The organism is Paenibacillus sp. J22FR5 (assembly GCF_059691975.1).
The window spans coordinates 75,464-98,951 of the sequence record NZ_JCAUAN010000004.1 but is presented as its reverse complement, the minus strand read 5'-3'; the positions used below and the strand labels follow the sequence as shown (position 1 = coordinate 98,951).

17 protein-coding genes, 1 pseudogene and 1 riboswitch are annotated in these 23,488 nt (G+C 44.4%); of the genes and pseudogenes, 4 read left to right on the top strand and 14 right to left on the bottom strand.

What is annotated here, in order from left to right; genetic code table 11:
• Positions 1–59: 59 nt before the first annotated feature.
• From AC58P7_RS08405 to AC58P7_RS08365, 9 genes are all read right to left on the bottom strand, one after another.
• On the bottom strand, positions 60–218 hold the full coding sequence (locus AC58P7_RS08405; RefSeq protein WP_497341709.1) for a hypothetical protein: 159 nt from the start codon (positions 216–218) through the stop codon (positions 60–62).
• A 9-nt stretch (positions 219–227) separates the two neighbouring features.
• Positions 228–725 (bottom strand): ABC transporter transmembrane domain-containing protein, encoded by a 498-nt coding sequence (locus AC58P7_RS08400; protein ID WP_497341708.1) that lies wholly within the window; start codon positions 723–725, stop codon positions 228–230.
• Entirely contained in the window at positions 682–1,443 is a 762-nt protein-coding gene (locus AC58P7_RS08395) for a glucose 1-dehydrogenase (protein ID WP_497341706.1), read from the bottom strand. Before AC58P7_RS08395 ends, AC58P7_RS08400 begins: the two co-directional genes overlap by 44 nt.
• Before the next feature lie 450 nt (positions 1,444–1,893).
• The gene (locus AC58P7_RS08390; RefSeq protein ID WP_497341704.1) at positions 1,894–3,171 is read right to left on the bottom strand and encodes a glycoside hydrolase family 1 protein; all 1,278 of its coding nucleotides are present in this window, start codon (positions 3,169–3,171) and stop codon (positions 1,894–1,896) included.
• A 266-nt stretch (positions 3,172–3,437) separates the two neighbouring features.
• Positions 3,438–4,442, bottom strand: a complete 1,005-nt coding sequence (locus AC58P7_RS08385) for an asparaginase (RefSeq protein WP_497341702.1) — start codon at positions 4,440–4,442, stop codon at positions 3,438–3,440.
• A 35-nt stretch (positions 4,443–4,477) separates the two neighbouring features.
• The gene (locus tag AC58P7_RS08380) at positions 4,478–5,752 is read right to left on the bottom strand and encodes an alpha-L-fucosidase (RefSeq protein ID WP_497341700.1); all 1,275 of its coding nucleotides are present in this window, start codon (positions 5,750–5,752) and stop codon (positions 4,478–4,480) included.
• A gap of 35 nt (positions 5,753–5,787) precedes the next feature.
• Entirely contained in the window at positions 5,788–7,494 is a 1,707-nt protein-coding gene (locus AC58P7_RS08375; protein ID WP_497341698.1) for an ABC transporter substrate-binding protein, read from the bottom strand.
• A 97-nt stretch (positions 7,495–7,591) separates the two neighbouring features.
• A complete protein-coding gene (locus tag AC58P7_RS08370; protein WP_497341696.1) occupies positions 7,592–8,527 on the bottom strand; it encodes a carbohydrate ABC transporter permease in 936 nt (311 codons plus the stop codon).
• A 12-nt stretch (positions 8,528–8,539) separates the two neighbouring features.
• Positions 8,540–9,445, bottom strand: coding sequence for an ABC transporter permease (locus tag AC58P7_RS08365; RefSeq protein ID WP_497341694.1), 906 nt, complete (start codon positions 9,443–9,445; stop codon positions 8,540–8,542).
• Between the two features lie 132 nt (positions 9,446–9,577).
• Between AC58P7_RS08365 and AC58P7_RS08360 the strand changes: the two genes are divergently transcribed.
• From AC58P7_RS08360 to AC58P7_RS08350, 3 genes are all read left to right on the top strand, one after another.
• The gene (locus AC58P7_RS08360) at positions 9,578–11,356 is read left to right on the top strand and encodes a sensor histidine kinase (protein ID WP_497341692.1); all 1,779 of its coding nucleotides are present in this window, start codon (positions 9,578–9,580) and stop codon (positions 11,354–11,356) included.
• On the top strand, positions 11,353–12,864 hold the full coding sequence (locus AC58P7_RS08355; protein WP_497341690.1) for a response regulator: 1,512 nt from the start codon (positions 11,353–11,355) through the stop codon (positions 12,862–12,864). The genes AC58P7_RS08360 and AC58P7_RS08355 overlap by 4 nt, the downstream gene beginning before the upstream one ends.
• A 100-nt stretch (positions 12,865–12,964) precedes the next feature.
• The gene (locus AC58P7_RS08350) at positions 12,965–15,106 is read left to right on the top strand and encodes an ATP-binding cassette domain-containing protein (protein WP_497341688.1); all 2,142 of its coding nucleotides are present in this window, start codon (positions 12,965–12,967) and stop codon (positions 15,104–15,106) included.
• Here AC58P7_RS08350 and AC58P7_RS08345 read toward each other — a convergent pair.
• On the bottom strand, positions 15,070–15,711 hold the full coding sequence (locus AC58P7_RS08345; protein ID WP_497341686.1) for an SET domain-containing protein: 642 nt from the start codon (positions 15,709–15,711) through the stop codon (positions 15,070–15,072). The two genes, AC58P7_RS08350 and AC58P7_RS08345, sit on opposite strands and share 37 nt — an antisense overlap.
• Positions 15,712–16,065: 354 nt before the next feature.
• A riboswitch (TPP riboswitch) is annotated at positions 16,066–16,175 on the top strand.
• A 90-nt stretch (positions 16,176–16,265) separates the two neighbouring features.
• Here AC58P7_RS08345 and thiC point away from each other — a divergent pair.
• Positions 16,266–18,041, top strand: a complete 1,776-nt coding sequence (thiC, locus tag AC58P7_RS08340) for a phosphomethylpyrimidine synthase ThiC (RefSeq protein ID WP_497341684.1) — start codon at positions 16,266–16,268, stop codon at positions 18,039–18,041.
• A 300-nt stretch (positions 18,042–18,341) separates the two neighbouring features.
• Here thiC and AC58P7_RS08335 read toward each other — a convergent pair whose 3' ends face one another.
• The 4 genes and pseudogenes from AC58P7_RS08335 to AC58P7_RS08320 all read right to left on the bottom strand — a co-directional run bounded on the left by AC58P7_RS08335 (position 18,342) and on the right by AC58P7_RS08320 (position 23,461).
• On the bottom strand, positions 18,342–20,690 hold the full coding sequence (locus AC58P7_RS08335; protein WP_497341681.1) for a carbohydrate binding domain-containing protein: 2,349 nt from the start codon (positions 20,688–20,690) through the stop codon (positions 18,342–18,344).
• 169 nt (positions 20,691–20,859) lie between these two features.
• The gene (locus tag AC58P7_RS08330) at positions 20,860–21,930 is read right to left on the bottom strand and encodes a peptidyl-prolyl cis-trans isomerase (protein ID WP_497341679.1); all 1,071 of its coding nucleotides are present in this window, start codon (positions 21,928–21,930) and stop codon (positions 20,860–20,862) included.
• 194 nt (positions 21,931–22,124) lie between these two features.
• Positions 22,125–22,352 (bottom strand): annotated as a pseudogene (locus AC58P7_RS08325) (alpha-L-arabinofuranosidase family protein); the annotation flags it as partial.
• Positions 22,353–22,474: 122 nt separating this feature from the next.
• Positions 22,475–23,461 (bottom strand): glycoside hydrolase family 43 protein, encoded by a 987-nt coding sequence (locus AC58P7_RS08320; RefSeq protein WP_497342047.1) that lies wholly within the window; start codon positions 23,459–23,461, stop codon positions 22,475–22,477.
• Between the last annotated feature and the right edge of the window lie 27 nt (positions 23,462–23,488).

The window sequence follows — 23,488 nt, the reverse complement described above, 5'->3', positions numbered from 1 at the left end:
TTAAACGCAATCATGATGACGAGCATATTGAGCGACATGATTCGTTGGGATGCTATGGATTAGTCCCTTAACGCTTCGTTCGTTTGATGAAACCGTTCTTTATCCCATTTGATCCGGTGAAAGTCGCGAATGACCCTCACACCTGTTAACCCCTCGCGAATGACAAGATTCATCTGGTCGATTTGCTTCTGAATGATGCGCAAAAATTGAAAAAACATTCCATATAATCAGCGAAATACCAACAACCAAAGTGGAATAACGACGAGAAGTACAGCGGATAGTCGAACGTCCTGCGAAAGCGCCATAATAAGGCCGCCGATGAACATGATGGGTGCAAGAAGCATGACCCGCAGAAACATCTGCAAGACATTCTGCACTTGCGTCACGTCATTTGTCGTTCGCGTAATCAGTGATGAAGCACCCATTTCATTGAAAGAAGACAAACCAAGCCCCTGTACTTTCGTATAAATTCGCTCTCGCAACGAGCTTCCAAACCCTGACGAAATAGTCGCTGCAAAATAACTAGCCGTAACTGAGCATGCGGCAGCAACGATCGCTATCATCACCATCAAGCTCCCTAACTTGTAAATCATAGAAAGGTCTTTATTGACGATCCCTGTATCCACAATGCCCGACATCAAGTTTTTATTTGTGGAGACCGTCCAACCCTTTATTTTACCTCTAATACGCCGTCCAGCCACCGTCAGCTGCGATGACAGTCCCATTGACAAATCGGGAATCCTCAGATGCTAAGAAGAGCGCAACGGTTGCGATCTCACTAGGGTCGACCGCTTCACACCGTTGTGTTCCCGCTCCTTCCCGGAACGACTGCATCCCGGCCATATCGATATTGCCCATCGTATTGGCAATATTGGTTCGAACGCCGCCTGGGGCAATGGCATTGCAACGGATACCGGATTTGGCATACGTATAGCCGACATTCTTGGTCAAGCCTACGATACCATGCTTGGCAGATGTATAAGCGACGCCACCCTTGCCGCCTGTAATCCCAGCCGCAGAAGCGATATTGACGATTACGCCTCCCCCTTGTTTAAGCATGAACGGAAGCGCTTTGCGGATGGCTCGCATTGGGCCTGTCAAGTTAATGGAGAGCACCCGCTCCCAGAGGTCATCTTCAATCGTCTCGATCAACCGGAAACCGTCCATGATGCCGGCATTGTTAACCAGGATGTCAACACTTCCGAATTCGCTCGCAGCTTTCTCCACCATTGCTTGAATCTCATATTCTTTCGTTACGTTAGCTACAACACCGATAGCGGTACCACCAGCCTGTTTGATTCCATCAACAACTGCGGAGATGGCATCCTCATTCAGATCCGCCACGACAACCTTGGCACCTTCTTTGGCATACAGCTCAGCGATCGCTTTACCTACACCGGATGCTGCTCCCGTCACGATTGCCACTTTATTAGTTAATTTCATTTCAGTCTCCCCTTTCATAGTAACTACAATAATGATAATAAGAAGTACTTGATGCAGGCTATAATTTTCACGACATTAGGAATAGCACTTTTACGACTTTATACATGTTTTGAACATGGTTGACTGATTAGGCCACGGATGCAAAATACAGATAAAGCACCCCAAATTTCTTTCGGGGTGCTTTTGAGTGTCTGTTATTCTGACAGATCTGCGATATTTAGTGTGATACCATTATATGTGGCATATCCGTAACTTTTGGGATTACCGTCTACATCTTTCCATTGTGATATGTTTCATGACTTGTTTTATCTGAAGATACGTTACCTTTCAACATGGTTTAGCCTCCATTATGACAAGTTCATTTTGGTCAGTGAAACATAGAATGTCCACATGTGCTATCTATTCTCATGATAATTCAGTTCGCTTTAGGCCTCCCAGCGAGGCTGAGAATTATATATTTAGTGCATTCTTGCTAGCGATTTTTCCAAGATGAAAGGCGCTAGGCTTCGGAGTTCGCTCCATTGTCATGCGGTCTACTTCGATAAGACCAAATCGTTTGGAGAAACCAAGCTGCCATTCAAAGTTATCCATCAGTGACCAATGCATATATCCCTTAACCGGAATCCCGTCAGCGACACATGCATGTACACCCTTCAAGGCACGATCAATATATGCGACACGGCGTGTATCGTCGTCCGTCCCTACACCGTTCTCGGTGATATAGATCGGCATATCCAGATGCTTCGTGACATATCGGATGACAGCCTCCAGTCCCTCCGGATAAAACTCATTACCCATCTGGGTCGTCTCAGCATCAGCTGGGACAGGCAGAATGCCGTCAACTCCATAAACCGCTCGCGTATAATTTTGCAAGCCGAAGAAATCATCATCTTTCAGATATGGAATGAATTGAAGAAACTCCTCCTGTAAGGCATGAGCAGCTTGCTCTTCCCCGCCTGGTACACTCTGAAGATCATAGAGAGATAGGGTCAACCCGATTCTTGCACTTGGACAAACCTGCCGAATTGCTGCTCTCGCTTGCCTATGTGCATGAAAAATGATTTCCAACCCTTTCTCCGAACGCGGGGCCAAGAAGGTGTGAACTTCACGGGGAGGAACGCCGAAAGCTTTGCTCAATTCCTCGTAGTGCTTTTGCATTTGGGCCATTTTATCCATATTCATTCCGACTTGGGCACCTGGTGCCCCCGATTGATAGCGCTTCATGATTTTCGTGATTCCAATAGCGATATTCGCTTCATTAATCGTACAAATATAAGGAAGCATTTCGCCTAATTCACTCATAACATGGGCGCAGTAGCGAGCAAACCGAGATGGCGTCTCGACTGATTCCCATCCTCCCGCACGAATGAGCCATTGTGGGGAAGAGAAATGATGCAGCGTCACAATCGGCGTTATATTCCATTCTTTGCAAGCCAGCAGTACATCTCGGTAATGATCGATGGCCGCTCCATCAAATCGTCCCTCTTCGGGTTCAATCCGGGCCCATTCGATGGAGAAACGATACGAATTCAAGCCTAGTTCAGCCATACGCGCAATATCTTCCCTGTAGCGACGATAGTGGTCAACAGCATCGCCTGAAGGCTCCTTGAACATGGATCCCTCCAAATTTTCCATTAGCCAAAAATCGGAATTGATATTATTTCCTTCTACCTGATGTGCAGCAGTCGATGCTCCCCACAAGAAACCCTCGGGAAAGTGAAGTGCCATAGCTAAAATTCCTCCTTCATTCACGGTATCATAACAACTTCATCTTAATTTTATTTCAATTCATTCGTGGCAACTAACAGTATGACGACTACTTGGCTAACGTTTTAACGACTTTTAGCATACAAAAAGAGACCTGCTGGATATTCCTCATCAGCAGGTCTCACTTTATTCAATTATAAGATCGAAGCATTTTCCTGTCCTTTATTCCAAATTGGCATGCCGGCCAAGCATGGTCTTTCTTCTCCATTAACCGCAGTATGACAGCGTCAAAGAAAATGAAATCCGATACGATGCTGACCAACTACAACCCCTAAGCTGTTACGGATTTCCTCTGGGCACAACTTACGAAGACGCGCAATTGTAGTCTCATCCTGATAGCCAATTTGGGAAAGAATGGCGGCCACTACATACGCCCACTTGTCTTCGCTTCCATCAGCAACCTTTATAGCAAAAGCTAAACCCTCTCGCTTCAGCGCAAAGCAATATATGCCTTTGGCGCCTCCTTTTGCAACAATATTAGCGTCCTTCAACAACGCAGGACAGATGAGATCTGTACCGGATACCCAATCTGGACAGCTATTCATTGCAACTGTCAACTCCTGCGCAGTAGCAGAAGTGACAGTATCCTCAATCAATTCGGGACGCGCGAGCTTCAGAAACGCTTGCGCCGCATGGTACAGAGGCATCGCATAAACCGGAAGGCCGCAGCCGTCTATACCAATCTGTAAGCGATCACCGGCGAGGCCCGCCATTTCGCTTACGATCGCGCGCAACTCCTGCTGCAGCGGATGGTCATTCTCTTCATAGCCTTGAATGGCGTATCCTTCTGCCTGACATACCGCAAGCAAGCCTAAGTGCTTCCCTGAACAGTTATGATAGAGCTTCCTCTCCAACAGACCCTCATAAAGCAGTCGATAATGGCTTGGCGTATGCAGTGGGTAGGATGCCCCGCAAACCAATTGCCCCTCATTCAAACCAAACTTAACAAGCAATGATTCCAAAGCGTTCACATGAAACGACTGACCACGATGGGATGCTGTCAGGACAGCTTGTTCCTCCAAAGTTAAGCCGAATTTCTGATGAAGCTGTCTGCGAAAAAAGGGAATCGCTTGAAACGGCTTGGCCGCTGAACGTAAATAAGATACATGATAGGGATCTCCAACCTGATATCGAATATTACCCTGCAAGTCGATTCCAACCACATGCCCCCAATATTCGCATTCCATAAGATGTCCACGCCGTTCTTCCACTAATAATGCCGCATTATTCATTTGTTGCTTCGAACCTCCTTACGCCTCAAGCCTCCTTATTCGATCTCCAGCGCGATCACAGTATCCATATCGTCCGGTAGTTCGGCGCCGGTCAAATGAATGAATGCCCCGCTTTCAGTATCCGAATAATGTTCCGCCATCCATGGCGTGGATACTTTAAGTTCTGAGCCGTCTGCGAGGAGCCTCGCCTTTTTGATTTTCCCCTTTAGGCCCTGAAAATAAATCGGACCAATGCCACGGTCAAATATGTGGGCATATAACATATTTCCCTTTTGCGTATACCGTCCCCATTCGGGCTTTGGAAGAGAGGATGCTCCGCATCCATAAATGCTTTCGCCATTACGCCGCATCCATTCACCAACCGCCGTCAATATGTGAAGAGACTCAGCTGGAATTTCCCCTCTTGCATCTGGTCCGACATTCAGAAGCATATTGCCGTTCTTACTGATGCATTCCACTAAAGCTCGGACGACCTGCTTCGGCGACTTGTAGGCGAAATCCTTCGCATGATAACCCCAGTTGTCGTTGAGCGTAATGCAGGCTTCCCATGGAACGTTCAGCCCGTTCTCGTCCACAATGCCGCCGGGGGGTACGATTTGCTCCGGGGAATAAAAGTCACCGGCATACACCTCCGGTTCGGCCGCTTTAATATCGCCGCCGAGCCGATTATCAATAATAATATCTGGATGAAGGGACCGAATCATGCCCACAAGCTCAGTTGCCCTCCACTTCTCCCCAGTCATATCATCGTAAGAGAAATCGAACCACATCACATCAATTTTACCATATTTTGTAAGCAATTCTTTCACTTGTGTATGCAAATAGTCCACATAACGTTCGAACTTAATGGAACGTTCTTTATAAGCTTCATTGTCTCTCATCGGATGAATGCGGTCCCCATATGCGGGATAATCATCATGATACCAATCAATCAATGAATAATAAAAGCCGACCTTCAAGCCCTCTTCGCGAAATGCTTCCACATATTCCTTGATCAAATCCCGCTGAGCAGGTGTATTCGTCGCTTTGTACTCCGTAAACTCGCTGTCAAATAGACAGAAACCGTCATGATGCTTCGTCGTTAGGACAGCGTATTGCTGTCCCGCCGCCTTTGCTGCTCTTGCCCAGGCCCGCGGGTCATAGCGGTCTGGTCGAAACTCTCGGAAGTACGGTTCGTACTCCTCATTACTCAGCTTCTCGACGCTTCGGACCCACTCTCCCCTCGCGGGGATTGCATACAATCCCCAGTGAATAAACATGCCGAATCGTGCTTCTCGGAACCAGTCAGTTCGCTCCCATCGCTTGTTCATGTTTTCCCTCCATTTTAGAGAATCTTCACCTGCAATCACTTTTTATACACTTTATCGTAGGCATCCTGATAGATTTTGATGAATTGATCCATGCCGGAATCTTTAAGGCCTTTCACGTAAGCGTCCCAATCTTTGTCAATGCTTTTGGCCCCCATGATGAACTGAAGCATGGACTGTTTGACGTAATCTGTTATAATCGGCTTCAATTGCTTAACTTGATTAGCCTGATCGTTCGTCAAGAAAATATCTGTCGGGAACTCTTCTTTCGGTTGATGTCCTTCATACAATTCTTTGGTAGCCTTGTACAGACGGGTTTCCAAGCCATCCATCGTATAGATGTCCTGGCTAGCTGCATAGGCAGTTTCGCGATATTCGGACGAACGAAGGCCAGGTCCCATTTGATTCCAATGGTCGTTCTGCACCTGACCTACCCCGTAAGTCGTTTCTTTAACCTTGAACTTGGCTGCAGTTCCGCGCGTGTTTTTATCGTTCGCGTCTGCCTTCATCCAGTTGCGTCCTTCTTCCCCAAAGTTGGACAATGTCGTGCCCTCATCCGAGTACAAATAATCGGCTAGACGAATTGCAGCTTCCGGATTTTTATTTTTATTCGTCACGGCAAACACCGAGTTCCCGATGCCAATGTAGTGTGGCGTGAACGACGCTCCGTCTGGTCCTGTAAGCGGCGCAATCGGATCATAGTCCTTGTGGCGCGTTGCCGTTGGCGAGGCATCCGTGAATTCGCCGAACCAGCCTGCCGGAATAGCTCCTGCAATCGCCGTATTAGGACTATTCCCTTTTTGGGAAAGCGCATCCGATTTCTGCGTAAATGCTTCCTTATCAATCAAGCCTTCCGCGTACAATTTGTTCAAAAATTGCAGACCTTTTTTGAAGCCTGGTTGGTCGACCGACGTTGCCAGCTTACCCCCGCTCAACATGAAATAGTTGTTATCCGCATTGTAATAGACGAACGCATTCATTACGAACGTTTCGATATCCGTATGCCAACCTGTCGGTGAACCCGTGAACGCAATTTCGTCTGCCTTGCCATTCCCATTCGGATCCTTCTCCTTAAACGCTTTCAGCATATTGTAGAAATCGTCAGTCGTCTTCGGCGCGCTAATACCGAGTTTTTGCAACCATTTCGTATTCACCCACATTTTAGAAGAAAATTGACAGTGATAGCATTCATTTACAGAAGGTATCGCATAAATGTTGCCATCAGGCGCAGTGATCGCCTTCTCCAAATACGGAATGTCTTTGAACGCTTTCTTAATGTTCGGTGCATATTGATCGATCAACTTGTTTAACGGGAGAAGGACGCCTTGTTGACCATACAGCAGTTGTTCCTCTTTCGTTAAATTACCTTGCATGAAAATATCGGGATAGTCGCCACTGGCGAGCAGCAGCTGCTTCTTCTCATTCAATGCCGCTGTTTCTCCCGGTACAAGCTGCCAGTTCAAATGAATATTCGTCTTTCCTTCTAAATACTTGGTAAACCAATTCGTATTCAAATCGGCAATATTAGCGGATTGCGGAGCGAAAGCACTCATCGTAATTTTATTTTTAGTAATAGGAAAGCCAGTTGCATTAAGGTCTTTTCCGCCGTCTGAGCTTCCAGCCTCGCTAGGGCTAGCACTACCTGTTGGATCCTCGCTATTGGACGTGCAGCCAATTACAAACAAAGTGATGAATAAAATCAGGACCGCCGATAACCATGTTCTTCTGGTTCCTTTACTTACCATACGCAAACCCTCCTTTTTTTTCATAGCCATCAATTCCATGGGTAAAAACCATTTCTGTTCGCTGCCCCGCATCCCTCCTTTCGATGTGTAACCGGATTTAACCTTTCAGTGAACCAATCAACAACCCTTTCACAAAATGCTGCTGCACAAAAGGATAAAGCATGAGAACGGGTGCGCTCGCGACGACGATCAGCGAATATTTAAGAAGTTCCTTTAAGCCTTGTCGATCCGCAAGTTCCTTGACATCCTTAATCATCGTTGGATCGATGGAGTTCAGGATCAGAATGTTTCGTAAAATAAGCTGCAGCGGATACAAATTAGCAGATTTCAAGAAAATCAATGCTTCAAAGTAGGAGTTCCAGTAGCCGATGGCATACATAAGCACTAGAACGGCAATGATCGGTTTGGAAAGCGGGATAACGATTCGAAGTAAAAACTTGAAGTCGCTGCATCCGTCCAAATGTGCCGCCTCCGTTAGTTCCGAAGGAATAGACGTCTGGAAAAACGTTCTCGCCAGAATGACTTGCCATACCGAAATGGCACCAGGAATAATCATAGCCCATCTCGTGTTGAGCAAACCCATACCTTTAACGGTCAAATAGTAGGGAATTAATCCTCCATTGAACAGCATCGTAAATATGAACAATGCGGTGAAGACGTTGCGTCCATAAAAGTTTTTGCGTGACAGCGGATAAGCCGCTGTTATCGTCAACGTTACGCTAAGCAGTGTACCGAAGAAGAGATAGAACAAGGAGTTGCCGTACCCCGTCAAGATTTGCGGATTCTGAAACACCGCTTTGTACCCGCGAAGGGTAGGTTCAACTGGGAACAACCATACTTTTCCTGATATCACAGCTGACGAGGAGCTGAACGATGAACTAACGATATAAATGAGCGGATAAGCGACAATGATCAAACAAACGATCAAAAACAAATAAACAAAGAGCAAATACAGTCTGTCGACACTGTTTTCAAGTATACGTGTAGGCGGCTTTCGCGCTTCTAGCGTCAATGTCTGTTCTGGATGAACCATATGATTTACCTCCTACCACAAACTCGTCTCTGAATTTTTCCTTGCCACATAGTTGACCACAATGAGCAGCAACAAATTTACGATCGAATTAAATAGTCCGACTGCTGCGGAGAAACTGAAGTTCGCTCCGACCAAGCCCATTTTGTATACATAGGTGGATATAACCTCGGAAGCCCCAACGTTTATCGCGTTTTGCATCAGATACACCTTCTCGAATCCAACGTTCATGATTTGTCCTGCATTCAGAATGAGCAAGATGACGGCTGTTGGCATTAGGCTTGGCAAATCGATATGTATCATTCGTTGAAACCGGGACGCACCGTCCACCTTGGCCGCCTCATATAAATGCGGGTCTACCCCTGCCAGAGCAGCAATGTATATGACCGAGGCATATCCCGTAAACTGCCAAACGTCGGAAAGTACATAAACGGTTTTGAAATACGCCGGCTTTGACATGATATTTTCCGCTGGAAATCCGAACTTATCAGCTAAGAGATGAACAAAGCCAAGCTGCGGAGAGAGGAAAAGCATAATGATCGAAACCATGATGACCGTTGAAATAAAATAAGGAGCGAACGTGACCAGCTGTACGGTCCTTTTAAAAATCCCGTTTTTCAGTTCGTTCAATGCTAGGGCAAGTATGATCGGCGCAGGAAACCCGACAAGAAGTGAGTAGAGACTAAGCAGCGCCGTGTTTTTGATCACCCTCCAAAAAATGGGCAAATGGAAAAAGTCAACAAAATGCTTGATACCGATCCAATCGCTTCCCCATATTCCTTTCGTGACCATATAGTTTTTAAACGCGATTTGCACACCAGCCATCGGTATGTATTTAAAAATGATCAAGTAAACGAGTGACGGTAAGATAATCAGATAGAGCTGCCAGTTTTTCTTTACCATTTTAAGTGCTATACTCATGATACTCCCCCTCGATGCAATGACCTACTCGCTTTCATTAAGCGCTTACAAATCCTATGATAAAGGAGTACAGACCTTATTTATAGTGATCATTTTTAAGCTATAGTGTCCGTTTATAAGGTGGTGTGATCCGTGAAACCAAGGCCATCATTCAGCTATCAAAACCTGTCGATTGTGAAAAAAATGGCAATAGGCTACATCTTCATCATCTTCATTCCGATTATTTCGTTCGGCCTGTTTCTTTATAACCAGAACTACAACAGCTTTCTCGAAGAATATGCGCAAGGCAGGCAAAAAATTGTTAATCAAGTACTTAACAACGTAAACGTAAGCACGGTACAGATCGAGTCCGCATATCAGCTTTTCCAAAATAATTCGAACACAATTTCCTATTTAAGTGGAAACTACCGGAGCGATTATGAGCAAGTATCCAATTTTTTGACCTACATCAGACCCTTGTTTTCTTATATTTTGTCATCCAATCGAATGATCGATGGTATGACCATTTACATGGAGCAGCAAAACGGTATGATTTTCCGCCCAGAAATGGCCAAGATGGACGAGTTCAAGCTGGATGAGAGCATTAAGAAGCTCCCGCTTGGTGTAGGTAAATGGATAATGTTTAATAATGGGCCAGATCAAGACATCAATCTCCATTATTTTCATAAAATTGGAAACCGAAACTTTGAGCAGGACATCGGTCTTCTCGATATCAAAGTAACCTCGAATTTAATAAAACCTTTATTTGAATCGCTAAATTTGAACAGCAGAAGTAATTTATATGTTCTTGATCAGGATCATCAGGTCATTTCTCATATCGAAAAGATCCCTCTATCCAAGGATTTAGAGAAGACCTTACTTGCCGATGCAGTTCAAGCAAACGCTAAATACGCGTATCAAACTGTCAACGGAAATAAAATGCTCATAGAATCGTTTTATGCTGACAGCCTTAAGCTGCAGCTTGTCATGATGGAGCAAGTTGACGACGTCTTTATTGGGATCAAAAAAAACAAGTACGTTCTCGTTTTGATTGTAGCCCTCCTTTTATTACTTCTTTCTGGGATCTACTATCTGATCGCCAGTTCAATTACGAAGCGCATTTTGAAGCTTTCCAAGCATATGCGGCAGGTTGACGAAAACCATTTCCCAATATATCGGGGGGAAATTAATAAGGACGAGGTTGGACATCTGACCTCCTCTTATAATGCGATGATCAGGCGTATGGATGAGTTGGTAAATACCGTCCATCGTTCGGAAATGCTGCGGAAGGAATCGGCGTATCTTATGATGCAGGCGCAAATCAAGCCTCATTTTCTGTACAATACGCTCGAATCGATCCGCATGATCGCGGAAGCGAACGATGACCCGGAAGCAGCCGAAATGTCTTATACGCTAGGCAAGCTATTCCGCTACAGTCTGTCGGGAACGAAAAGCGAGACTTCGTTGTTGGAAGAAGTTGAAAATGTCAAAGACTATATTAAAATCCAACAAATTAGACTGGCTGACCGGCTGCAAGTATCTTTTGATATCGATGGGGTTATCGATAACTTTATTTGTCCTCACTATATGCTGCAGCCGATCATTGAAAATAGCATTGTTCACGGTATCGCGAATATAAGGAAACAAGGCTCACTTTCGATCCGCATATGGGAAGACTCTACGTTCATGTTCATTGCCGTTGTTGATTCTGGTGCTGGAATTGAGGAAGAACGACTTGCACTCATCCAAGGCGTGTTAAACGGCACCTTGGATGTCCATCGTCTACAGAAGGGTGGCGGAGGTCTCGGCATTATCAATGTAAACGAGCGCGTGAAAATGTTTTATGGCGAGCGATCAGGACTTCAAATGGAGAGTAAGCTTAACCAGGGGACGACATGTTTACTCAAGTTAGCTAAGGGGGCAGCACAATGAAGCTAATGGTTGTCGATGATGAACCTATCATTTTAAACGGAATCATCCGCATGATCCAGAAAGCGCATACACCGTTTATCGAGATCGTCGGCGCTGCCGACGGTATTGATGCACTGCAAAAGTTAGCGTACTTTCAGCCCGATTTGATCCTTACGGATATTCATATGCCGGAATTGGACGGACTCGCTCTTATTAAGGAAATACAAGCTCTGAACCTTTGCAACCGATTTGTCATCTTAACCGGCTATGGCGATTTTGCTTATGTCCGACAAGCGCTGCGCTACCAAGTCATCGACTATTTGTTGAAGCCGATTAACAAGGATGAACTCATCAACGTACTGGGTAGAGTCGGGAGAACGATTCAGGAAGAGAAGGAGCGAACAATCGAGCACGACCTGCTGTTGCTCAAAGAACATATCCTATACAATACACCACTCGAGGAATTGCCGCTCAAGCCGGAGCAACTACAGCCCCTTCTTCCCCATCCGTATACAACCATCATTGTCGTTCAGGCATACGAAAGTGAACCTCCTCTTGCTGCCGAACATCTCAAGGGTATTATGAAATCTTTAGAGCATGTTAGTAAAAAGGTCTACAAAACCCAGTCACACTTTTTGCGCCAGACCGTCCTTATTGCGAATGGGACGCATGTTCTGACCGACGCTGATCTGCACCATGCATGCGGCGAGTTTATAAATACAAAGAGGATACAAGGCAGTGGATATTGCATGGGGGCCAGCGGGAACAAGGACGATAAGGATAGCTTACGTAATCTGTATATAGAAGCGATGGCATCGCTATTATTCAATCGGTATTTTGGCAGCTACGGCGTACCGGTCTTCAAACATGAGTCGAAGAACCTATATAGCTGCTATGACAACCTTGTGCACTATATTGAACATTCGTTACTCCATCAAATCTCTATCGAGCAGATCGAGAAGGACATGCAGCCCATACTTCTGTATTTCTCCGGCGATTCCGATTGCCAAAGCAAACTGCGCGAACAGTTTCTAGTCTGCATCGGACTCTATTTGCAGAACGTCGGCTTAACCCCTGAAGCTATCTGGAGCGAGCAAGTCGCAGCCCATCTATTTTCATCCAGCGGCGCCATGCTTGAGGATGTCCGTGTAGCGGAGATCCTTGCACAGCTAATTCGCTATATGCGTCGTACCGACCACCACCATCCGAACATACATACCATTGATAAAATAGTCGCTTTCGTGGAACAAAATTACAAACTGGATTTATCGCTCGATGTCGTTGCCGATCATGTGCAAATGCATCCCAATTACATCAGCATGTTGTTTCGTAAAGAGATGGGACTGACCTTTCTTCACTACTTGCACACGTTTCGACTTGCTAAAGCCAAGCAAATCATGCAAGAGAACCCGGAATGGCCGATCAACACGATTGCGGAGCTTGTTGGCTACGAAAATCCGCGGCATTTTTTCAAAGTGTTTAAAAAATTTGAAAACATTACACCTGGGCAATTCAGGCTCGGAATGTAATTCTTAATGAGGATTTCCCTCCGCGGATTTGTAATTCCCCAAATGCGACCCCAATGCTAAAATAGAGAAAATAGCTTGGTATACTCCCAGGAGGTTATTCATGTTTTCCTTTGTCCGTTTACTCTTCTCCTCTTTCCTGAAGTACAAACTTCAAACTGGACTTCTGTTTGCCGCTCTTCTCGTAGAGCTCGCCTTCGAAACCTTCATGCCGCTTAGCTACAAATTCATTATTGATTTGGCCATCGTTCCGCAGCAATATAACTTGCTGCTGCTGATTCTTATCTTGATGGTTTCCGGAGCTCTTGCTTCTGTCGTAGTCGGTATGTACCGTGACCGCATGTTCGCAGGTCTCAGCGCCCGCATTGTTACGAATTACTACAAGCAGCTGTTTGAGAAGCTGCAGAGCCTTTCCACCGACTTCTTCCATCGCATCAACGGTGGAGACATTGTTTCCAGATTTAATAGTGATCTTATTTCAATCGATACGTTTATCAAGCTCATCCCCTACGCACTTTTATCCATTCTAGGATTGGTCTTAAACGTAGCTGTGCTGTTTGTCCTGCAATGGCAGCTTGCTTTACTTGCGTTGATCGGATTGCCGCTTTGTCTGATCGGACCCAAATTATTCGGTCAGAAGGCTTATGACGCCAGTTATCAGCTAAAAGAAGAGCAGGCCAAAATCGCTACTGCCGTACAGGAAAATGTGAGTGCTCAGCCAGTTATTAAAGCGTTTGGACTTCAGCCCTTAATGATTCAGCGCTTCTCTGATCGTATGCTTCAATACTTGAACTTATCGAGCCGATCCAGCTTCTTGAACTTTCTGATCGATCGTACGACCAATATGGGCACAATGATCTTAAACTTGATGACGATTTGCGTAGGATCCTTGTTAGCTTACTTCGGCATCCTCTCCATTGGCTCGCTTCTTGCCTTCAGTGCGATTCTGTTGAGCCTCAGCTATTTGGTTGCGGCCATAACCTGGCTTGCACCTCAATTTATTGAAGCTACATCCGGGATGCAGCGAGTCCGTGAACTGCTCGATGAGCAACCGAGTGTTCCAAGCAATGAGAATGTCGTTACTCTGCCACAGTTTGAACGCCATATTGAATTTCTCGATGTCACATTCGCTTATAGCCAGGAACAGCGCAGTTTGAACGGCATCAATCTTACGATTCCCAAAGGCACCTTTGCTGCATTTGTTGGAGCCAGCGGTTCCGGTAAAAGCACAATCATTAACCTGCTAATGCGCTTCTATGATCCGCAGATGGGCTCTGTGCGTTACGATGAAACCGATATTCGCCAAATAGCACTGCCATCGCTTCGTTCTCAAATCGGCATCGTATTTCAGGAAAGCTTCCTATTCCGATCCTCCATCCGTGAAAATATTCGTCTTGGCAAGCCGGAAGCTAGCGACCAAGAAGTGATAGAAGCAGCACGCTTAGCCGAAATCCATGATTTCATCATTAGCCTTCCAGATGGATACGATACAGATGTCGGTGAACGTGGTGGACGGTTGTCCGGCGGCCAACGGCAACGTGTCGCAATTGCCCGTGCTATCATTCGCAACCCGGCAATCCTTATTCTGGATGAAGCTACCTCGGCACTTGACCCGGCAACCGAGGTGGCGATCAATAAGACGTTACAACGAATAACAGCCGCGAGGACCGTTATCTCTGTCACCCATCGACTTGCGTCGGCTGAGCATGCTGACTGTATTTATGTCATGCATCAAGGTGAAATTGCCGAGCAAGGTAGTCATCAGGAATTACTAAAGCTGCCGGAAGGACGTTATAAGCAATCGTGGACGAAGCAGAACGGCTTTGACATTAGCGAGGACGGATATCACGTTGAGATTAGTTCAGAGAGGATGAAGCTGTTTCCGATTTTTTCAGAAATGGATGAATTATTACTTCGAGATATCTCCCACTTTTTCGTTACGGAATCGTATGCCAAAGATCGTACAATCATCCACGAAGGTGATCCTGGGGATAAGTTTTACATTATTGTTAGGGGTAAGGTCGAAGTGTTGAAAAAGAACAGTACCGGTAACAATGATCGGGTTGCTGTCCTGTCCGACGGAGATTTCTTTGGGGAAGTCGCTTTACTTCGCAACGTTCCCCGAACAGCTACTATACAAACGCTTTTACCGGTTGTCTTTATCACGCTGCAGCGCGAATTTTTCCAAGACTTAATGAAGCGCGCTCCTCATTTAACCGCATTCTTAGAAACACGTTCAAAATGAATGGCTCGAATAGAATCTACTAATCGCTGTTCGCTAGCAGCGATTTCTATTTTATCTTGAAACTCCGGACGAATCAGATGAGCAAGAGGCTGTTCAACGTTATTGTAGTACCGGAAAGCGTCTAACGCTTGTTCATCCCATATGTCCGCGAATTGCAGCAAATCACCTGGCATTACTCGTGTTCGATCCGTACCTTGCTCTGGGAAACATTCAAACGGTTCATCAACGTTCAATGAGCCGTAATCATCGGTTAGCTGCTCCCCAGGTTGAATGTCGCGGACTGCAATTTCAATCTCGTACGCTGTTCCGATACAATTGGCATGGAAGCTGTGGTTAACATAGCGGCCATTATCCCAGCAAAGGATGTATTTCCCATCCTGATTGCGGTAGGAGTACTTCAAAACAAGCTTCTTCCGGTCTTCATCAAGTGTCTGAACAGCTTCCGGCTCCAGAATTTGATCCAATTCATCGAGCGCCCAAGTAATCGTCCCTTTAGGAATGAGTTGGGTAGCGAATACCCCGAACCCGATCTTTTCATCGATGTAACGCAGTTCCGTATGCGGATGCATCATGCCAATACTCTCCTCGTCTAAAATCGACATCATTTTTATTTCCTAATATATTATGGATTCGTTTGTCGATTCCTGCTTTTTTTGAAAGAATAAATACAGCTACAGCATCGCTTTATCCACAACATCATCCTATTCTGATAGGAAACGTACCCACTTCCGATAAAATAAATTGGAGGCGATGATGGTCGAAAGTGCACTTTTACGACTATCGAAAAGGCGTAAAATGAAAGGCATTTTCAAAACAAAATCACCATCCATTTCGAAAACGAATTTACTAGAAATTGTATCTTCTCATCACCAAAGTTGCAATACAACATTTTTTCGCCTATCCATGTTTTCAAATAAAGATTGCAAATAGCGTAAAAAACGTGTAGATTTAATACCTAAGTGCATAGTCACGGGAGCTTGGTGAGACCAGGCTGAGAGGATAGTTATAACTATCGACCGTTAGACCTGATCTGGATAATGCCAGCGGAGGAACACAAGATCTCTTTGTATACCAGGAGACCGCCTCTATTAGAGATGCGGTCTTTTTTTCGCAGCATGAATCCTCCGCTTGATCGAAATCAACTAATAGGAGGAATAATATGTCAATGGAAACAAGTAAAGAAAACGTCACTTCTTCAACATCTTCTTTTCCGGGAAGCAAAAAAGTTTATGTCGAGGGCTCACGTAAGGACATCAGGGTCCCGATGCGTGAAATCAAATTAAGTCCAACTACAGGAGCTTACGGTGAGCAGGAAAACGCCCCTGTTCGTGTGTACGACACGAGTGGCGCTTATACAGATGAGGAAATCCAAACCGATATTCGCGCTGGTATTGCGCCGAATCGTTTGAATTGGATTGTAGAACGCGGCGATGTTGAAATGTATGAAGGAAGAACGATTAAACCGGAAGATAACGGATATGCCAAGGAAGAGAGCGTTACTGAAGTTTTTCCGGGCTTACATCGTCACCCGATGAGAGCGAAAACAGGTCGTAATGTAACCCAAATGCATTATGCACGTCAAGGTATCATCACGTCCGAAATGGAATATATCGCGATTCGAGAGAATGTGTCTCCAGAATTTGTAAGAGACGAGGTTGCTCGGGGCAGAGCGATTATTCCTGCAAACATTAACCATCCAGAGAGCGAGCCCATGATCATTGGACGAAACTTCCTAGTCAAGATCAATGCGAATATAGGGAATTCCGCTGTATCTTCTTCCATTGAAGAAGAAGTGGAAAAAATGAGATGGGCAACGCGCTGGGGCGCAGATAATATTATGGATCTCTCTACGGGTAAAAACATTCATACAACCCGAGAATGGATTATACGCAATTCCCCTGTTCCGATTGGTACAGTCCCTATTTATCAGGCACTAGAGAAAGTGAACGGAAAAGCAGAAGATTTAACTTGGGAAGTGTACCGTGACACGCTTATTGAACAAGCCGAGCAAGGTGTCGATTACTTTACGATTCATGCTGGTGTTCTGCTCCGTTATGTTCCGCTTACAGCCAAACGAGTAACAGGTATTGTTTCACGAGGCGGCTCCATTATGGCTGCTTGGTGTCTCGCCCACCATCAGGAAAACTTTCTGTATACGCATTTCGAAGAGATTTGTGAAATCATGAAAACCTATGATGTATCCTTTTCATTAGGCGACGGGTTACGCCCAGGATCCATTGCAGATGCGAATGATGAGGCCCAGTTTGCAGAGCTAGAAACATTAGGTGAACTCACCAAAATCGCTTGGAAGCATGACGTACAAGTCATGGTAGAAGGTCCTGGTCACGTCCCTATGCATTTAATCAAAGAAAATATGGATAAACAACTTGAAATCTGTGACGAAGCTCCTTTTTACACATTAGGACCGCTAACAACGGATATTGCACCAGGCTATGACCATATCACGTCCGCCATTGGAGCAGCGATGATTGGCTGGTTTGGAACTGCCATGCTGTGCTATGTAACCCCCAAAGAACATTTGGGCTTGCCCAATAAAAATGACGTTCGTGAAGGCGTCATCACTTACAAAATTGCTGCTCATGCCGCTGATTTAGCGAAAGGACATAAAGGCGCTATGGATCGCGATAATGCGTTATCCAAGGCACGCTTTGAATTCCGTTGGCATGATCAATTCAACTTATCCTTGGATCCGGAAAGAGCCATTGAGTACCATGATGAGACACTTCCTGCAGAAGGTGCCAAGGTCGCTCATTTTTGCTCGATGTGCGGTCCTAAGTTCTGCTCCATGCGGATTTCCCAAGATATTCGAGACTTCGCCAAACAACAAGGCCTTGAGGAAGATCAAGCCATTGAAAAAGGGATGAGCGAAAAGTCTGAGGAGTTTAAGAAAGCTGGTCATGCCCTATATACGTGAGAAAAACGTCTATTGAAGTCCTTCGAGGATGAGCGACCGCGTTTTGGGTAAAGAAATAAGGGTTGCTGCGGCAACCCTTATACAATTATTCTTCTGCCAACGCTCCGCCCCATCTTTGACCATTTCGCCCCAATAGGCTCGAATGTTATTCAACTGACACTTCTGATTCCTAAACCGAGCAGTGATTTCCTGGAGTTGAACCAGTCTGCACTACCTTTATATATTCTGCAATTTGTATCATAATCTTGATCGTTTTTAGAGTTTTAGTACTCCTCAAACAATCAAGATTCTTGTGGTTATTTAATTTTTGTTTAAAACAAAATCATCTCCATACGTATTACTCGTGCCGCTGTTTTTCCAAATATAAATACGAACACTCGTATTTGTAGCGCCAGTTGTAAAAGTAACCGAAAGAGGTGTATATGTGGTAGAAGTTGTGGTTTGGAAAGTTTCAGCCCCTCCATAATCTCTCACACCGATAGCCACATTATCTCCTGCAGTGGTGACCTTCGTCCAACCAGTGAGTGTATAGGTCGTATTCGGTGCTAGTCCCGTAACAATCTGATGTGCTCCTTTACCAGAACCAACTAGCTGAACCGAATATGTACCACTATGCGCATTGCCAGTGACAATACTAGCCCCTGATCCAGAAGTACTGATCCATGGGCTTATTGCGCCTGTTTCGAAGCCAGGATTTACAGCAACGTTCGTTGGACTCGTTTGGACAACCTGGAAGTCATCCGCGTATGTGATGCTTGTTCCACTATTTTTCCAAACATAGATTTGAGCGGTGGTATTCGTCGAGCCGGTTGTGAAATTGACAGTTAATTGCGTGTAGCCTGTTGTCGTCGTAGTTTGAGCGGTTTCAGTCCCTCCAAAGTTTTTCACGCCAATAGAAACAACATCTCCTGCTGTAGATACTTTCGCCCAGCCAGTTAACGTATATGCTGTATTCGGCTTGAGACCAACTATATTTTGATTAACCCCTACACTCGCTCCAGTCAGTTGAATCGCATTAGCACCGCTGTGCACATTACTGTTTACAACGCTTACTCCAGTACCTCTTGTATTACTCCATGACGCACTTAATGCACCTGACTCAAAGCCAGCATTCGCAACGATACTCGTACTGCCAGAGGTTCCTGTACCATTAAATGCTCCGATGTTAGGAACAGCAGTTGCCGAAACCGTATTTCCCCAGAAATCTAACCCTCCATTACCCGAGATGACTTTGCCGGTCCCAATAGCTGGAGATCCAAGTAATAATTTATACCCATCTACCGTACCCCTACCATCTGCTCCTGTGCCAGGGTTAACAAACATCGGATCAGTAATGATCTTATGAGCATCCGTAGGCGGTATAAAACCATAGTATAGATTGTAATCATATGTCAATCCCGTTCTTTCATACAGAACAGAATCAGAATTACTAACAAAAATATTGTTATTAACCTGTGCATTGCTTGTAAACACCATATTTGCAGTAGTTATGGTATCATTCGGACTATAAAAGACATTGTTATATACCTTTTGAGCTGTTCCTGCTCCAGCATCTCGAACCCTACTATAGCCCTGATTAATATTATAACGAAGTACTTCAGTTTGACTGCTGTTAGGAGTTGCACAAGTTGAACAGTTTAGAAAGAATCCACCTGAATTATCATGGCTATAGTTGTATTGATACGTACAAGTCCCCGTTATTCCCCAATCGCAATCCCAAGCTTGGGAATCGTTAGTAAGTACAATTCTTGCAGCTTCATTGTATTGATAGGTCGGATTTTTAGCCGCTGATGACCACATTTGGGCTATCACACCTACATTTAATGCTGTGTATCCTTGATCGTAGCCCACATTATATTGAATAAGCGGCGTATCTGCAGCTCCAATATAAATAGCATCGGCCTGCGCCCTTTGAATCGTATTGTTTTGAACCGTTAAACCTCCGATGTAGGTATGGGGAATACCACCATAATCTCCAGCAGTTGAAGCTATTCCCATACAAGTAACATCGTAGACACTATTGTTGCTTACCATGACGGTTTGAAAAGCACCAGTTGCTGCCACTGAACTCAAAGGTACACGAACCAAAATACCGGCAGATGAATATCGCCCAAATTTTGTCCGGTCTGATAACCCTTTCACATTATGAACAGTTAGATTTTGAATGACAATTCCATTATGAATCGTATTATCTGTCGCTTCTACTAAAACACCGCTTCTTTGTGCTTCAGCCGTTGCATCATTCGTAATTTCTAAATTTTGCACAGTCCAGTAGTCAACATTTAGTAAATACACCGTCGATTCCGTCAAGCCACCGCCATTAAGTACTGGTGTAGAACCCGATCCATAGGCATCTACGAGGATAGGACTGGCGCTAGTTCCCGAACCAAGCGGTTTTAACTGTCCTGAACATGCAGTTCCCTTTTTAAAATAAATAGCATCCCCTGCTGAAAATGTATGGCTATTCACACTACTTAACGAGTTCCATGGGCTAGCTTGTGTACCTGTACCATTACTTGTCGCTGAACAGTCCACATAGTATCCTGTGGCAGCCATTGTTGTCTCTGGTGCGATGTTCCACGAAATAATAGATGAACACACCAACGCCATCATTAGTGTTATGGAAGTCCATTTTCTTCTGTTTTTCATTTTATGCAATGATATCACCTCTTCTACTAGTAGTTGATTCACCTTGCCAAAACTAATTAAATGTCTCCTTCCCTTGAACATGCTTTTTTCATTACCACATTTGGAACACTAAAAACATAGGTATCTCACCCCCTTCCCGTAACTCCGAGCAGGTCGACTTATGGTAATATTAGTGCAACTCCAAAGATTTCCATTCACTTTGATTAATCCTAATGCGTTCTTCTTTTTGTTCCCCCTCTACTAAATCCTCATACTTTTGGTTTATATACATGGTTTTAAGTTGTTCTCTGACTTGATCAAATTCTTGATAGCCATTTAATTTCTTTTCTATTAATTTGATTACGTATGCATGATTATCTCTAGCTACGATTACATCACTAACATCTCCAACAGCTAGAGCCTCTGCACTTGCTAATAGTTCTCCATACATCCTAAAATCTTGCTGAAAAGAATCCTCATTAAATAGTTGCTCATCTTGAATCAAGTTCATGCCTTGGTCTTCTTTTTGGAAGTTCACTTCTTGCTCAAATGTTCGTCCTTCTATAGTCCTCTTTTTAAATTGATCCATGATCGAAATCGCTTCCTCTTTCTTCTTCTCATCCATGATGTTGCTGTTATTCAGAAAAGAAAGCCCTACTTTCTGAATGCGCATTGTCGCAGGTTTTGCAAAAAGACGATCTTTCTCCATATCGTATAATTTCTTCAACTCCTCATCAGTGATCGTCCATTTCTGCTCCACCAGTTTCTTCTTCACTCCACTGTTAATTTGGCTAAGAAAGTAGTCGTAATAGGCTTTTTCACTGAACTCGGTGGGACCGTAAATGACTTCTTTATTAGCTAAAGCTTGTTTACGTCGATCATTTTCTTTATGAAGATCATTTAAAAAATGAGAATAGCTCAAATCTTCTAAGATCCCAAATTGTTTAGCTAAAAGTTGTTGTACTTTGATTTTGGAAAGTTCATCCAAAGCTTTCTGCTTTGCCATCTCATTAGGTACTTCCCCATGAAAGGAATCTGTCCAAAAATGACTTGAATCTTTTGCGCCATATTTTTTCTGAAAATAATCGTATACAGAAGCTTTTTGTCGATCAAGAATGAGTTGAACTTCTCTTTCATCCACGGAAACACCATTAATTTCAATAATCGATAGGGTTGCCTTTTTCCAATTGGCGTTAAATAGCAATAAAATAGATACACCAACCATAATAAGAAAAAAACTATACAACGAAATTCTCTTCATTTTTAAACCCCAATCCTTAGAAGTTTAAATCGTTCCACCTAGTTTTGTAATCGTTTACATCGTGATATTAATAAAGAGGATTCTAACAGATAGAATCCTCTCCACTTTCCAATCATGATGTAATTTCATTCGTCGAAAATCTCAGTACATTCCATGAAAGCTTAGGAATGACAACATTCCGTACTTTATCCCCATGCATTCATCGCACCGATTTGCCAAGGTCCATCCATCTCGTTGCCCAAGCACCAAATTTTTATGTTATGAGGGTCTGAATGCCCGTTTTTTCTTCTTAAGTCACTCCAGTAGGTGCCGGAAGGATGGTTGCAATATTCAAGCATGTATCCCGCTTCTTGAGGTGTTCCCGTACCCAGATTAACAGCAGCCATCACCTCTGTATTTGCTTTTTTACTCCAGTCAACAAAAAGCTTCGGGTCAATTTCCGCAATCAAATACTCTTTATCAACCATCAATTTTGCATGCTTCATCCTGTATTCTCCATTCCGATTATCAAATTCATCTCTGTATGATTCGAAGCATCCGTGTCTTAACGATCTGCAACAGGTATGCCGAAATTCGGAGTTCCGTCCTCATTCCAGTCTAATTGTTGTGCTCGCGCATGGCGATTGGGGTCAAAAAGCGGATCTCCGACGATTTCCTTATAGTTTCGGGAATGATAAATCATAATATCCTCTGAACCGTCCTCGGACATAGTAAAGCAATTATGGCCCGGGCCATATTGTCCGGTTTCCTCATTGCTTTTGAAAACGGGCTCTGCCGATTTGATCCATGATTTCGGGTCTAATAAATCGCTTGTATCCCAAGCTGTCAGTAGCCCCAAACAATAATTGCTATCCGTGGCGCTCGCCGAATAACTGATAAATATTCTACCGTTTTTCTTCAATACAGCAGGCCCCTCATTGACCCAATAGCCTACGATTTCCCATGGATACTCTGGTTTCGTAAGCATGATCTGTTTGCCTTTAATCGTCCATGGATTAGACATTTCAGCTATATAGAGATTCGAGTTCCCTTCGATTTCAGGGTCTTTTTGTGCCCAAACCAGATATCTTACTCCTTGATGTTCAAAGGTAGTGGCATCCAGAGCAACGGATTCCCAGTTTGTTTGAAGCTGGCCTTTTTCCACCCATGCGCCTTCTATCGGATTCGCGGCTTCATTTTCAAGAACATACATCCGGTGCTGCCACAACTCGTCCAAGTTTTCATCCGAACCCCCGGCAGCAAAATAGATGTACCATTTGTCATCTATAAAATGGAGTTCAGGAGCCCAAATATTGGCGCACATCCTGCCTGATACGTGTTGTGTCCATATAATATTCGGAACAGCGGATTCCAGTCCCTGGATGGTTTCGGCTCTTCTTAATTCAATGCAATCATACGCAGGAACAGAAGCCGTAAAGTAATAGTAACCGTCTATATGTTTATAAACCCAAGGGTCTGCACGCTGTAGAACGATTGGATTTTTAAATGCTTTTTTTAAACTCAATCTGCCATTTAGCTCGAACACGGGCATAAATACAGGTCTTTCATCTGGGGTTTG

Coding starts and splice junctions, on each gene's coding strand:
- AC58P7_RS08345 (WP_497341686.1), bottom strand. CDS start 15,711: ATGATGTCGATTTTAGACGAGGAGAGTATTGGCATGATGCATCCGCAT.
- AC58P7_RS08395 (WP_497341706.1), bottom strand. CDS start 1,443: ATGAAATTAACTAATAAAGTGGCAATCGTGACGGGAGCAGCATCCGGT.
- AC58P7_RS08335 (WP_497341681.1), bottom strand. CDS start 20,690: ATGAAAAACAGAAGAAAATGGACTTCCATAACACTAATGATGGCGTTG.
- AC58P7_RS08385 (WP_497341702.1), bottom strand. CDS start 4,442: ATGAATAATGCGGCATTATTAGTGGAAGAACGGCGTGGACATCTTATG.
- AC58P7_RS08375 (WP_497341698.1), bottom strand. CDS start 7,494: ATGGTAAGTAAAGGAACCAGAAGAACATGGTTATCGGCGGTCCTGATT.
- AC58P7_RS08355 (WP_497341690.1), top strand. CDS start 11,353: ATGAAGCTAATGGTTGTCGATGATGAACCTATCATTTTAAACGGAATC.
- AC58P7_RS08370 (WP_497341696.1), bottom strand. CDS start 8,527: ATGGTTCATCCAGAACAGACATTGACGCTAGAAGCGCGAAAGCCGCCT.
- AC58P7_RS08350 (WP_497341688.1), top strand. CDS start 12,965: ATGTTTTCCTTTGTCCGTTTACTCTTCTCCTCTTTCCTGAAGTACAAA.
- AC58P7_RS08400 (WP_497341708.1), bottom strand. CDS start 725: ATGGGACTGTCATCGCAGCTGACGGTGGCTGGACGGCGTATTAGAGGT.
- AC58P7_RS08405 (WP_497341709.1), bottom strand. CDS start 218: ATGTTTTTTCAATTTTTGCGCATCATTCAGAAGCAAATCGACCAGATG.
- AC58P7_RS08390 (WP_497341704.1), bottom strand. CDS start 3,171: ATGGCACTTCACTTTCCCGAGGGTTTCTTGTGGGGAGCATCGACTGCT.
- AC58P7_RS08365 (WP_497341694.1), bottom strand. CDS start 9,445: ATGAGTATAGCACTTAAAATGGTAAAGAAAAACTGGCAGCTCTATCTG.
- AC58P7_RS08320 (WP_497342047.1), bottom strand. CDS start 23,461: ATGCCCGTGTTCGAGCTAAATGGCAGATTGAGTTTAAAAAAAGCATTT.
- AC58P7_RS08380 (WP_497341700.1), bottom strand. CDS start 5,752: ATGAACAAGCGATGGGAGCGAACTGACTGGTTCCGAGAAGCACGATTC.
- thiC (WP_497341684.1), top strand. CDS start 16,266: ATGTCAATGGAAACAAGTAAAGAAAACGTCACTTCTTCAACATCTTCT.
- AC58P7_RS08330 (WP_497341679.1), bottom strand. CDS start 21,930: ATGAAGAGAATTTCGTTGTATAGTTTTTTTCTTATTATGGTTGGTGTA.